Source organism: Lacicoccus kunmingensis DSM 17847, assembly GCF_059568765.1.
Window position 1 is genome coordinate 159,884 of sequence record NZ_JCANUC010000004.1, and the last position, 12,381, is coordinate 172,264.

At 38.6% G+C, this 12,381-nt stretch carries 16 protein-coding genes; 4 read left to right on the top strand and 12 right to left on the bottom strand.

Annotation, left to right across the window (positions count from 1 at the left end; translation table 11 throughout):
• Positions 1 to 252: 252 nt before the first annotated feature.
• From BO48_RS06425 to BO48_RS06440, 4 genes are all read right to left on the bottom strand, one after another.
• Positions 253 to 393, bottom strand: a complete 141-nt coding sequence (locus tag BO48_RS06425) for a dihydrofolate reductase family protein (protein ID WP_496366634.1) — start codon at positions 391 to 393, stop codon at positions 253 to 255.
• Complete coding sequence (locus BO48_RS06430; protein WP_496366598.1) at positions 357 to 692, bottom strand: dihydrofolate reductase family protein; 336 nt, start codon at positions 690 to 692, stop codon at positions 357 to 359. The genes BO48_RS06425 and BO48_RS06430 overlap by 37 nt, the downstream gene beginning before the upstream one ends.
• A gap of 332 nt (positions 693 to 1,024) precedes the next feature.
• Entirely contained in the window at positions 1,025 to 1,708 is a 684-nt protein-coding gene (locus BO48_RS06435) for a deoxynucleoside kinase (RefSeq protein ID WP_496366599.1), read from the bottom strand.
• Positions 1,709 to 1,798: 90 nt separating this feature from the next.
• Complete coding sequence (locus BO48_RS06440) at positions 1,799 to 1,939, bottom strand: hypothetical protein (protein WP_496366601.1); 141 nt, start codon at positions 1,937 to 1,939, stop codon at positions 1,799 to 1,801.
• Positions 1,940 to 2,020: 81 nt separating this feature from the next.
• Between BO48_RS06440 and BO48_RS06445 the strand changes: the two genes are divergently transcribed.
• On the top strand, positions 2,021 to 3,196 hold the full coding sequence (locus tag BO48_RS06445; RefSeq protein WP_496366602.1) for a Bcr/CflA family efflux MFS transporter: 1,176 nt from the start codon (positions 2,021 to 2,023) through the stop codon (positions 3,194 to 3,196).
• A gap of 189 nt (positions 3,197 to 3,385) precedes the next feature.
• Here the strand turns inward: BO48_RS06445 and BO48_RS06450 are convergent, their stop codons facing one another.
• Complete coding sequence (locus BO48_RS06450) at positions 3,386 to 3,778, bottom strand: hypothetical protein (protein WP_496366603.1); 393 nt, start codon at positions 3,776 to 3,778, stop codon at positions 3,386 to 3,388.
• 216 nt (positions 3,779 to 3,994) lie between these two features.
• On the opposite strand from BO48_RS06450, the gene BO48_RS06455 reads away from it, so the two are divergent.
• The 3 genes from BO48_RS06455 to erm(A) all read left to right on the top strand — a co-directional run bounded on the left by BO48_RS06455 (position 3,995) and on the right by erm(A) (position 6,684).
• The gene (locus BO48_RS06455) at positions 3,995 to 5,416 is read left to right on the top strand and encodes a sodium:solute symporter family protein (RefSeq protein WP_496366604.1); all 1,422 of its coding nucleotides are present in this window, start codon (positions 3,995 to 3,997) and stop codon (positions 5,414 to 5,416) included.
• 416 nt (positions 5,417 to 5,832) lie between these two features.
• Positions 5,833 to 5,892 (top strand): erythromycin resistance leader peptide, encoded by a 60-nt coding sequence (locus BO48_RS06460; RefSeq protein ID WP_163531292.1) that lies wholly within the window; start codon positions 5,833 to 5,835, stop codon positions 5,890 to 5,892.
• 57 nt (positions 5,893 to 5,949) lie between these two features.
• On the top strand, positions 5,950 to 6,684 hold the full coding sequence (gene erm(A), locus BO48_RS06465) for a 23S rRNA (adenine(2058)-N(6))-methyltransferase Erm(A) (protein WP_163528082.1): 735 nt from the start codon (positions 5,950 to 5,952) through the stop codon (positions 6,682 to 6,684).
• Positions 6,685 to 6,860: 176 nt separating this feature from the next.
• On the opposite strand, the gene ant(9) is transcribed toward erm(A), so the two are convergent.
• From ant(9) to BO48_RS06500, 7 genes are all read right to left on the bottom strand, one after another.
• The gene (gene ant(9) / locus BO48_RS06470; protein WP_496366605.1) at positions 6,861 to 7,646 is read right to left on the bottom strand and encodes an aminoglycoside nucleotidyltransferase ANT(9); all 786 of its coding nucleotides are present in this window, start codon (positions 7,644 to 7,646) and stop codon (positions 6,861 to 6,863) included.
• Complete coding sequence (locus tag BO48_RS06475; protein ID WP_496366606.1) at positions 7,630 to 8,247, bottom strand: GrpB family protein; 618 nt, start codon at positions 8,245 to 8,247, stop codon at positions 7,630 to 7,632. The genes ant(9) and BO48_RS06475 overlap by 17 nt, the downstream gene beginning before the upstream one ends.
• A 175-nt stretch (positions 8,248 to 8,422) precedes the next feature.
• A complete protein-coding gene (ant(6), locus tag BO48_RS06480) occupies positions 8,423 to 9,283 on the bottom strand; it encodes an aminoglycoside 6-adenylyltransferase (RefSeq protein ID WP_496366608.1) in 861 nt (286 codons plus the stop codon).
• Between the two features lie 135 nt (positions 9,284 to 9,418).
• Positions 9,419 to 10,168: an SDR family NAD(P)-dependent oxidoreductase gene (locus BO48_RS06485; RefSeq protein WP_496366609.1), complete on the bottom strand. Its 750-nt coding sequence runs from the start codon at positions 10,166 to 10,168 to the stop codon at positions 9,419 to 9,421.
• A gap of 113 nt (positions 10,169 to 10,281) precedes the next feature.
• Positions 10,282 to 11,019, bottom strand: coding sequence for a class I SAM-dependent methyltransferase (locus BO48_RS06490; RefSeq protein WP_496366610.1), 738 nt, complete (start codon positions 11,017 to 11,019; stop codon positions 10,282 to 10,284).
• Between the two features lie 184 nt (positions 11,020 to 11,203).
• A complete protein-coding gene (locus BO48_RS06495; protein ID WP_496366635.1) occupies positions 11,204 to 11,470 on the bottom strand; it encodes a DUF5839 family protein in 267 nt (88 codons plus the stop codon).
• A gap of 134 nt (positions 11,471 to 11,604) precedes the next feature.
• A complete protein-coding gene (locus BO48_RS06500) occupies positions 11,605 to 12,252 on the bottom strand; it encodes a recombinase family protein (RefSeq protein ID WP_496366611.1) in 648 nt (215 codons plus the stop codon).
• Between the last annotated feature and the right edge of the window lie 129 nt (positions 12,253 to 12,381).

Below are 12,381 nucleotides of genomic sequence, written 5' to 3' on the forward strand. Positions count from 1 at the left end.
ATTTGAGCAGAATGACCCCCCCCCGCTTCCATAGATATTTTCACTGTTTTATGCCCATGTTTATTCAAATGATCTAATTGCTGTCTAATACTATATCCGTTATTACAAAGAAACTGGCACAAGAAAGAAAACAAAACAAAAAATATATGCGGATAACCGAATACGACATCGATTATATTCCTTTCACTCTTTTCATTCAGGCTGGTATTTTAAAACAGTCACACCTGAATCGAATGTTTCAGTATCAATATACTATAAATATTTGTTGGAATGCAGGTTATTGAAAATCCGTTTCCCTTTTCCTGCGATGATAGGGAAAACCATGAGCCTGTACTCATCAATTGAGTTGTTATCTGTCAGATTATATACAAGTTCTGCACTTCCAAAACTAATATATCCTTACCTGGGAGTTGCTTCAATTCAGAGATTTCACCGAGTATATTATTTCCGTCGATAATCATTGTATTGTTCCATTTAGCTTCTTTCAAAGTTGATGTAACTACATTTTTGGGATATTCATTCATCATATTAGCATAACCTGTAGTATCGACAACTTCCAGCCATGAATCAGCAAATCTTTCATAAGTCCGTCTGCCTATTAATAGAGCGTCACATTCTTTCAGTTCCTCGAGTTTAAACATTTCCTGTTCATCACTGATAAAATCAGACACCCATTCATCCGTGGCTTCCATAACACCGTCTAAAGTAATAAATTCTGAAATGATAATTTACGTATTTCATCCCTCCTTTAACTCCACTCTCCCTGCGTTGTCCCTATGTTCATCCAACACTAATACATACTAATTAAAAACTTTTTTTACTCTGCTGTGTTTTATCATTCAATGCGTTTATAGCTCAATATCTCTGAATATTTGCTACTGATGTCCAATTTCCATCATCTCAGACTAGAAATCTAAGAAAATCTAATCCATTTAAAAGCGATACTTAGTCTAATAAGTATCGCCCTGTTTTCATTATATAATTTTACAGTTCTCAATATTATTCTTTTCAAATTAAGCACACGTCAGTCTTCCGGAAAGACGAATCCTCTTTCTTCTTCCAGCATTTTTTCGATGCCATCCATAACTTCTTTGACATCATCCGGGTTGGAAATTTCATATTTATCAATATCCAGCGTATAGACAGGAGAAATTTCTTTTTTCTGATATTCTTTTATAAACTCATTTTCATAAATATCATACAGTTCCTGATAATACTTATACAGCCCCGGATCGCCCTCTATCTGTTCATACGATCTGCCGCGCTTTTTTATTCTTCTGATCGCTTCGTCAAAAGAGCCGTGCACAAATACCAGCAGGTCCGGGGACTTTTTAAGAATGACCTGCTGTTCATACAGATCATGAAGTTCTTCCATCATGTTGTCATGCAGCTCAAGATAAGTATTGAATTCATCTTCATCCATGGAGCCATTTTCGTACTGCAACCTTGCAAATACCATCGCATCTTCATAAATGGAACGGTCGAGCACCGTATTCGGATGAATCATCGCTTCTTTCAATGCTTTGAATCTATGGTTTAAGAAATATACCTGCAGATGAAAGCTGTACCTTTTCGGGTCTTTATAAAATTTTGCCAGAAATGGATTGCCTTCCACTTTTTCTATCAGCAGCTCTCTACCAAAATGTTCTGCTATCACTCCGCCCCATGCCGTTTTCCCTGCACCGATCGTACCTGCTAATGTTATCAATTCTTTTTCCTCCTATATACCTTCCATATGAACAATAAACGGACTCCTTTACACACTTTTGCAAAGGAGTCTGATATTCAAATATTTTTATCACTCATTTTCATTCATCCATTTAACCGGATTAATACCATTGTTAAGTTTATCTGAAAGTCCGCCCATTTTCCAGACAGATTTTGTATCAATCTCATATTTTCCTGTTATAATATTTCCTGGAACATATGCGATGTTCATTCATGTAAAGATTGGAAGTGAAGCCTTATCTATAACGGAGATCAAAATACATTACTACATAATCCAACAGGGAAAAAACGGATGCAGCTGGCTTTTCTTCTCGGTCTGCTCGCTATACTCGGTCCTTTAAATATCGATATGTATCTGCCTGCGTTCCCGGGCATTGCCGGTGACCTCGGCACCAGTGCCACAATGGTTCAGGCGAGCCTGACTTCGTGTCTTCTCGGCCTTGCCCTCGGTCAGGTCGTTATCGGTCCGATCAGTGACGGTCAGGGCAGAAGGAAACCTTTACTGATTGCCACTTCCCTTTTTGCGCTGGCTTCAGTGCTTTGTGCCTTTGCACCCAATATCACAACCTTAATCGCCGCAAGATTCATTCAGGGCTTCACAGCCGCTGCAGGCGTCGTACTTTCAAGAGCCGTTGTACGTGATGTTTTCAGCGGCAAGGCACTGACAAAATTCTTTGCACTCTTAATGGTCATTAACGCTGTCGCTCCGATGATGGCACCGATAGCCGGCGGAGCAATTCTGTCGTTCGAATTTACAAACTGGCAGAGCATTTTTATTTTCCTGGCTTTTATCGGTGTTTTAATCGTTGTCATCATAGCACTGATGTTGAAGGAGACGCTTCCGCCGGAAAACAGAATTCCAAGCTCTCTCGGTGCGACCGTCATTACAATGGGCAACCTGCTGAAAGACCGCTCATTCATCGGTTATGCCCTCGTAGTCGGCTTCGTCCATGGCGGAAGTTTCGCCTATGTATCCGGCACACCATTCATCTATCAGGAAATTTACGGTGTGTCACCGCAGACGTTCAGCATACTTTTCGGAATAAACGGCATGGCCATCATAATCGGCAGTTTCTTGATCGGGCGTTTCGGCGGTATCATTCACGAAAGAAAACTGCTTCAGACAGCTGTAACGATTGCTCTCGTAACAACTTCGGTTCTCCTGGTCATGACAATTGTTGAAGGACCGCTTGCTTCCATCGTCATACTGATTTTCATATATATGACGACTATGGGAATGGTCATTACAAGCACGTTCACCCTTGGCATGTCCAAACAGGGGCACCGCGCAGGAAGTGCCAGTGCAGTGCTCGGTATGCTGCCTTTGACTCTGGGTGCAATATTCACACCACTCGCGGGTATTGATGAATCATCCGCAGTACCGATGGGTCTGATATTATTTTCCACGGTGCTGATCGGGTTTATTGCTTTTCACCTGCTGGTTAAAAGACAGCCGGCAGAAGAATAGATCAAAGTACTCGAACAAATATAAGAAGACTCCATTTTGATGATTATTCAAAATGGACTCTTCTTTATTGAGATGCTTTTCTGCAAACATGCCATGCTGTTTAATTTTCAACCTTATAATATAATTCAACAAACTGATTAAAGGTTCTCGCATAATTCCCTCCAAAACTATATGGACATTCTTCATATTCTACAACCGGTATGATTTTACTTCTTTCACTCTTCCCGACTTTGCGGCGCTGCTGAAAGTATAGACATCACAAAAATCAACTTCAGTATCATCTGAGTGTGTGATGACACCATTGATAGAAGCAAATTTACCGTGGGTGATGACCTGATAAATTTCAAGCGTATCAATTTCGTCACCTTCATTTTCCAACCACGAAAGCAGAGCGAAAAGCCCCACTGTAGCTTTTCGCTCCTTCAATTGTTGCCACACAATATCTTCATGGGCATAATCTTCAATGACATTACTCAGACCTTGCATTACCGCAACTGTAAAATCAATCAGAATCTTTTTTCTGGGTGCATTCTCACAGTCCTTTGGTATAATCAGATCGATTTCTTTTGGATGATTGGTCATCTTTTTAAGCCTCCCGATTTTTCTATTCGTAATAAACTGCTTTTTACAGAGCATAGCGCAACGATGTGTATTTCTGCAATATTTTCATTACTTTTATCCTTCACCCAGTCGCTTACCGTTTCTCAATCCGCTTGGTAATATGATAAAATTTAGAAGGTTTATACATGTGATCGTGTTACACATTTATAAATCAAATAATCAGAAGTGAGTGATTGAATGTTCAACGGAGAAGAAAGAATCATCTTATCAATCATTGTTTTCGTTTACTTTGTTTTTCTGATTGTACTGGCACTGTACATGAACAAAAAAACAAAGACATATGAGGATTACAACGTTGCAGGACGTTCTGTTTCATTTTTACCTCTGCTGCTGACGTTTATCGGAACAGGTGTCGGCGGTTCGACATTGCTCGGCTACATGGAGAATGGTTACAGTCTCGGTATGGGACAGCAGTGGATACATATTACGATGTTTACATGCATCAGCATTTTCGCATTATTTCTCCTCAAACGGATCAGAGCTCTCGGAGAAAAGCACAAAATGATTACTATCGGAGATTTCACCACATTGCGCTATGGGAATGCTGCACGCCTTCCGACAGTCATCAGCATTTTATTTTCTTACTGTGCGATGAGCGGTACACTTTTTGTGTCGATTGCCACGATATTGAATGTGACAATTGGAATGAATCTCACTCTTGGTATAATTATCGGGTGGATATTACTGACGCTTAAAACGTATCTCGGCGGTCTGAAAGCAGTGATATGGCAGGACGTCATACACGGGACCATACTGGTAATCGGTACAACGCTGATGTTCATTGCCGTCCTGCGACAATCCGGCGGTTGGCAGGAGACTGCTGACTATGCCGCTTCAGCCGGTGCAGCAGACATGCTCAGCGTAATGAACATCACACCCGGGGACATACTCATCTACCTACTGACGCTTGCTGTCTTTCAGTTTGTGAGACAGGATCTCTGGCAGCGTGTGTGGGCAGCCGGCAGCTTAAAAACAGCAAGCACCGGTTATTGGATTTCGATGGTCATTGCCGTTTCGATAGGTGTGTTTGCCGTATTTATCGGCGTATTCGGCAGATACGGTCTCGAACTCGAAAGTATCGATCCCGTACTCATCTATTACGGTGTGATTGGCGATGTATTCCCATTTGCTTTTGTCGTTGTAATGATTGTTGTCCTGCTCGCAGCTGTGATATCCAGTGCAGATTCTTTCCTGCTGGCTGGCGCATCTTCCATCGTGAACGATATCGTCAGACCGGGCTTCCCACATTATTCCAATACAAAGATGCTGCTGTGGAGCAGATTGTCCGTGTTAATCATATCCGTCGTCGGTCTCGTTCTCGCGCTCACAATTCCGGGACTGGTCAACTTGATGGTCACCGGCACGGCGATGGCGGTATCCGGCCTGCTCGCACCGATAATGTTCGGCTTATTCTGGAAAAAAGCGACAATGAAGGCAGGCGTCGCTTCCATGTGGGCCGGACTGATCACTGCAGTTATCTGGCAGATAGCCGGGCATCCGTTTGGACTGCATCCGATTTTTATCGGCCTGCCTGTATCTACATTAGTACTGCTCGTTGTGACATTTGCCGCACGTGAAAAAGAAACAGTCAGAATATAAAGTTGAATTATAAATAAATCCCCTGAAAGCCATATGTGCTTTCAGGGGATGTTATGTAAAAATAAAGTTGTTTACTTTTGACAACGTGAAGCCGCATTCTTCCGTTGAAAAATGCGGCTGCTTTAAAAAATAGTTCTTTACTTTCAACATTCACCTAATCATCACACACAAAATTTGTGATAAAAAAGTTCTTAACTGTTATTCCAGAAAAGCGCCCGATCGTGTTGCGGAAAAAAGCTTACGGTTTTAAGGGGCTTGCAAACGAGAACCTGTATTTGAGTATTTGTTTACGAAAATGATATAATGAGTTACATAAAAGGCAAGTCATGGAGGGTTCAAATATGTGTGCTAGCATAGCAGTAGTCGATTTTACCTTATCTCTTTTATAATGAAAAGAATGGAAAGGAGATAAAGGTATGGGTTTATTTTCTATATTTGTCATTAATAGAGTTCATTATCAACCAAACCAAAATTAATTGGTTATAATGAACGCTTAAAGTCAGTTCATTATAACCAGCAAGGAGAAGGTTATAATGAACCAGAAAAGCCCAAAAGATACGCAAAATTTTATTACTTCTAAAAAGCATGTAAAAGAACTATTGAATCATACGGATATCAATAAACAAGACAACGTAATAGAAATCGGATCAGGAAAAGGGCATTTTACCAAAGAGCTAGTCAAAATGAGTCGGTCGCTGACTGCCATAGAAATTGATGAAAATTTATGTCTAACCACTCAAAAAGCGGTGGAGCCTTTCGAGAATGTAAAAGTGATCCATACGGATATTCTAAAATTTGCCTTCCCCAAAAAAATAAACTATAAAATATTAGGCAATATCCCCTATAATATCAGTACGGATATTGTTAAAAAAATTACTTTTGAAAGCCAGGCAAAGTACAGTTATCTTATCGTGGAGGAAGGTTTTTCGAAAAGGCTACAAAACCTGCAACGTGCTTTAGGCTTGCTGTTGATGGTAGAAATGGATATAAAAATTCTCACAAAAGTGCCGAGAACGTATTTCCACCCTAAGCCGAGTGTGGATTCTGTATTGATTATTCTTGAACGCCACGAGCCATTGATTTTAAAGAAAGACTACAAAAAATATCAATCGTTTGTTTATAGATGGGTAAACAAAGAATATCACACTCTTTTTACTAAAAATCAGTTCAGACAAGCCTTGAAACATGCAAAAATATATGACTTAAATAACGTTAACTTTAAACAATTTTTATCTCTTTTCAATAGTTATAAATTGTTTAATAAATAGTGTTAAGGGGTTGCTTTAATGACAGCAATCCCTTATAACTTATTTTCCCCCAGATACTTGGTTAGACTTATTCTGTTCACGCATTATATTCCCAAACACAATATGGCCCAAATCCGGAATAGTTTTTATTCCAGAAAAACCCAATTGAGGAAGATCATGGTTTTCCAAGAACTTGCTCAGATACTATAATAAGCCTCTATTTTGCCCCTCATATGATTGACCAATGACATGACTTCGGCTTCCATTCCGTCCCAATCATCATCATACTCGCCAAGATACGCTTTTCTAGCGATATCGAGCACTTCCACTTGCTGCTTCGGTAACTTAGGGATCGCCCATTGTGCAGCCACATCTTTTGGAGAAATTGTACCTTCAGCCATTGTTTGCCACATGCGAGCGAGAGTTAATAGCACATTACGTTCGTCACCCTTAATATCATCAATTAACTCTGGCAAAGACTCCTCTATTGCTTTTTGAATATCTGTTATCGGAATGGGATCAAGTATCGTTGAGAGATCAGGACCAAATAGTGAAACGCTATGCTTTCGTGCTTGTGCTAAAACAATAGCTAAGTCAGGATCAAACGTTGGTTCCGGAATTTGACCATTCTCAAACTCAGACCTAAGCCATTCACCATAGACCAATTCATTCCTTGGTGGATACTGCCAAGGTACACTATCTCCTTCATTAATAACGGTTAATTCAAGGTACCGCATCCCCTTTTCATTTCCTATTTTTCCCGATATCGGCATTAAGCGTTCTGTTAGTATTCTTCGAGTAGCTTCAGATAATCGCTGATTCACGACAACGAGAACATCGACATCACTATTGATGCGTAACCCGCCGATAACTGCCGAACCATAAAGAGACACACCAACTAACTTGCTTCCGAGTACATTCTTCGCAATTCCTAACGCGTCAAATGCTTCCTTTGGTATTTCTTCATTAGTCATACTGCTCATCAACGACAAACTCCTCTGCTCGCTCCATGATTTCCTGGACAACTGAATCTTTGGCATCCGCATAGTGCTGTACATGTCGCCATTCACGCTGAGACAGACGACGTTTAACAGATGCATATTGATCTCGATCAGACGCATTAGCTCTAAGCCAATCCCGAAATCTCAACATTCTTTGAACCTCAGATACACCTTTGCTAAATACGTGTAAATTAATATCTGTATCGGGACCTTTGAACATACGGTGCTCAAGCCACTCGGGTTCCCGAATACGTAGCGTGTAGCCTGCTTCCTCCAAGTCCGAGACATAGGTCGTTTCGTCAGCAGCGTCCGTTACAACCAATAAAATATCTATAATTGGCTTGGCACACAGTCCCGGCACTGACGTTGAGCCAACATGTTCCACTTGCAAGGCCGTGTTGTCAAGTACAGAGCGTATCCGGTTGGCTTCCCGTTCAAATAGCTCAGGCCACCGTGAATCATATTCATGAAGGGTGATGGGCGCATTGTGAGGCTTACGTTCTCCAACCGTAGCCTTCTGAAGATCTTCATCACTTTTAGGTGTTGAATTTGAATCATCCTGCCTTGATGGCAATTCATCCACCTCTCTCGTTATTATTTTTTATTTCTTAGCATTTGAACATACCATAGCTGTTTGTAAAGTTGCAACAGTCAGCTTCTTATTTCTTTTGACCATAAGTATTTCAGAAAATGGCCCGATGAAGCAATAATGCGGGCAATGTTTGTTCCGCGTAAGCATGAGTTTACATTTCATAAAATTACTTTTCACTCATTTTTTCATAAACATTATGAATAAAGCCTGTCATTTTTTGATCGTATTCGGGGTACTTGTATCCTAATGCAGAAGCAACTTTTTTAGAATATGTCCTGAACATTTGACAACAAAACTCAAAGGATCCAAAAGCTTCTTTATAACCTGCTAGTGAAAATGTTTTAGTCAGTTTGTCAAATTCCTTTTCGGGTAGATACTTATCGATAAATTTGTAGTTTTTACCAACACTAAAATTAAAACCTTTACGTAGACCAACTTCCCAAGACATCATTCTTAATAGTTCTGGACGGAGAATTTGATTAAAATGATCCAATGCGAAAAGAAGTTCTTTTCTAAACAACCCTTTTGCTACATAAGCTGACACATTCCAAAACTCATTACAGCAATCATCAAACTCTTGTTCATTGGGTTTTTTTATCCAGTATTTAAAATCACTTGGAATAATCTCTTGATTGATTCGATTGTCTTTATCAACTAATATTTCCACTAACCCATCTGAGTTAGAAAAATATTGGTTGACCTCATCTATGGGGATTAGACAGAGATCAATTTTTATACCATCGTTAAAATACATAATATAGCTGAACCAGTTCTCAAATTCTGCAGGAAATAACTCCATATCCTCCGGTTTTTGCATAAAAACGATATCACCAAAAATATTTAGCCAATCATCATCTTTTTTATAGGATGTTATATCTTTAACAAAAAAGGAAATATCATAATCTTGAAAGTCATCTTTTGAAATGTTTTGATTTGTTCTAGAGCCTTCAAGAACTGATAATCTGACACCATCGTCATTCTTAACAATATTTTCAAAATGGTTTAGCATCTCTTTTTCACTACGCATTTAATCCCCCAATTCTCACAGTAAGTTATTCCATATAATGGTCCAAGAAAGCAATAGTGATCTCATTTCTTATTCCGCGAAAGCTCCCTATTCTTGAATAGTCCTTTTCTGAAATTATCTGATATTGTTGGTCAATTAAATGTAATGCCCTCCAGATACTAGTAATACTTGACCTGTTATCCATCTTGCCTGTGCGGAAGAAAAGAAAGTTACAGCATCTGAGATATCTTTTGGCGTCCCTAATCTATTCATAGGGATGTCAGGTAATACATATTCCTCAAGATCTTTAGTGATATAACCTGTTTGTACAGGACCAGGTGATATACAATTCACTGTAATTCCTAAATAGCCTACTTCTGTTGCTATACTCCTAGTATAAGATTCAATTGCCGCCTTACTTGCTCCATAAGAAATCTGATTTGGGAAGTTTTGAGAGGCATCTGTTGAGATATTTATAATACTTGCTTCCTTTTTCTCTTGTTCTTTATGCATTTTCACAAAATGGTTGATTAGCAGTAGTGTGGCTTTTGTGTTTACATTAAAGTGATTGTTAAATGAATCTTCATCTGTCTCAAAAATATTATCAGGAAACAATGCAACTGCTGCATTATTGACTAAGATATCAATAGATCCAAACAATTCAATGCTTCTATTATATAAACGATTGAGTTCATCTTCATTTCTCAAGTCTGCTTGAACTGGATGAGCTTCTACATTGTACTCATTTAGTGTTTTAATAATCCCTTTTGTCTCTTCCTCATTTTCAAAATAATGAAGGATTATATTACAACCCATTTTGGCGAAATTAACGGATAACTCCCTTCCTATTCCTGAATTTGCACCTGTTACTAAGACTGTTTTTCCTTTTAAATCTGGATTAATCATTTTTTATCTCCTCTTTACTGTACCTGACTTAATAGAAATCAAGAATATGGCCCTATGTATGAAAGGGGCACCAGGTCTTATTCCGGAATGGCGCCCGATCGGTAAAAATTATTTTATTTTTTTGACTTAATTATAATAAAAGATGGTCTACGCTTTTCATTTATTAATTCTGGCATTTTTTCTATTCCTGTCAAAGTTGATTGTGGTTCGATAATTTTATCCAGCGAAAACCCATTTTCAATCAAAGCATTTACTAAGGTAGAAATGGTTCTATGATAAATCACCACACTAAATTCAACAAACCAGTCGTGTTCTCTGATTCCTTCTTCATGATAATTATCTAATGCCCAGTGTAATTTATTACCATCCACAGTTTTTATCCAGTGATTGTTTCCCTTTCGAGCTGTTGCTATCGGATGTTCGGTTGAAAAGATAAATTCCCCACTGTTTTTTAACAGTCCATTAATTTTTTGGATCATTGCCGGATAATCTTCAACGTAATGTATAGAGAGTGAGCTTATGATTAGATCGAATTTTTGATTGGTTAGTTCCAAATCCTCCATAGGAAGACACATAAATTCTATGTTATCATCCAAGTTTAACTTTTTAGCCCGTTCAATCATATTATTTGAGATGTCTACACCTATTACGTTTTTCGCACCGTTTTCTATACAATACTTTGAAAAATAACCATCACCGCAACCTAAGTCTAATACTGATTTTCCTTTCAAACACGGAATTAATGATTTGATTGCTGGCTGTTCTATGAAGTCATTAGCGGTTATTTCACTTTCACGCAAGGTTGTGTAGTCTTTGAAGAAATTTGGATTGTCGTAAATATTTTGTCTCACTTATCTCCCTCCGTGGTTAATGATTCCAAAATTGTGTTACTCAAAAATATGGCCCGAATCCGGAGCAAGCTATTTAGCGTTCTACTTCTTTCAGGAATCGTTCAACTGCCTGCTTCGTTTCAGCTTCATAAACATCATGGCATTATTTTGAAATTTTCCAGTTATTTTACAATAATGGGTTGTTTTATGATTGGTTACCTCTTTCATTGATTGGTGCTTTTTCAATTACTTTTATCACCTTCTTATATGTTTTTTGTGTTTCTTCAAATTCCTCCCGAAAAACATCCATTACCAGCACACGACTTTTACCATGTGCTGTGGGGACTAACACAATATCACCTTTTTGAATAGGATCTTTTCTCAAACGTTTAGGTATATTCCAATGATACATTTTATTTGTATTTAATTTTAAAGCCCCATTCTCAGTGCCCAAAATATGAAACGCTGCTATAGTATTATATTTTTCATTTTAGCATTTCCCTTCGCCTGATTCTTCTAATAATTTTTGAAGTAGTTGATTTTCATACTGATTAGAACTCTTTATCAAGTTATTTTTGATAACATGACTTGGGACAAAAAGGTATTTTATATAAGCTGGTTGCTCCTTACTTCATCATATTCTTTCATTATTTTATAAAACGTGTTTTTCTTGAGTTCAAGCATCTCCATAAACATAGCGCCGGTTATGTCTCCGTTCCTCCATTTCGAATGGTTTTCTTCTAGTATTTGGCGCTGTTTCTTGCTCAAATTGGAAAAGTTCATTCGGGGTCGCCCTAAGTGTTTCCCTTGGGATTTAGCTACCTCAATTCCTTCTGCTTGTCGCTGACGAATTTTCTTACGTTCTTGATCCGCAACATACGAAAGCAAAGATAAAAATTGGTCTTCCATTAAACGTCCCATATCGCCCATTTCACGGAACTTGCGACTGTCAAATAAGGTTTCGTTCTCAAGTACGACGATGTCCGCTTTTAATTCTCTTGTTATGTACTTCCATTCAGCAATGACCTCATCGTAGTTACGCCCCATGCGATCAAGGGCATCTAAATAAACAATGTCTCCTTCACCGAGAATTTTACGCAGTATTTGGTATTGTGGGCGTTCGAAATTTTTTCCGCTTGCTCGATCAACCAAAATGCGGCGTGCCTCTACACCCTTCTCCATCATTTTGTGTAACTGACGCTGTTCATTCTGATCTTTGGAACTTACCCGTATGTATCCATAAGTGGCTGCCATGTTCATTTCCCCCTTTTATACTACTAAATTATAAAACTTTTGTTTGTAAAGGTAAATAAAATATACAAACGTTTATAAATTTTATTAACCACGTTTACAAACTTGATCTATCACGGTTTTATAATTGTA

What these genes read in the sequence shown, in the direction of transcription:
- BO48_RS06430 (WP_496366598.1), bottom strand. Translation starts at nt 692, where the DNA reads ATGGAAGCCACGGATGAATGGGTGTCTGATTTTATCAGTGATGAACAG.
- BO48_RS06440 (WP_496366601.1), bottom strand. Translation starts at nt 1,939, where the DNA reads ATGAACATCGCATATGTTCCAGGAAATATTATAACAGGAAAATATGAG.
- BO48_RS06445 (WP_496366602.1), top strand. Translation starts at nt 2,021, where the DNA reads ATGCAGCTGGCTTTTCTTCTCGGTCTGCTCGCTATACTCGGTCCTTTA.
- BO48_RS06450 (WP_496366603.1), bottom strand. Translation starts at nt 3,778, where the DNA reads ATGACCAATCATCCAAAAGAAATCGATCTGATTATACCAAAGGACTGT.
- BO48_RS06455 (WP_496366604.1), top strand. Translation starts at nt 3,995, where the DNA reads ATGTTCAACGGAGAAGAAAGAATCATCTTATCAATCATTGTTTTCGTT.
- BO48_RS06485 (WP_496366609.1), bottom strand. Translation starts at nt 10,168, where the DNA reads ATGATTAATCCAGATTTAAAAGGAAAAACAGTCTTAGTAACAGGTGCA.
- BO48_RS06500 (WP_496366611.1), bottom strand. Translation starts at nt 12,252, where the DNA reads ATGGCAGCCACTTATGGATACATACGGGTAAGTTCCAAAGATCAGAAT.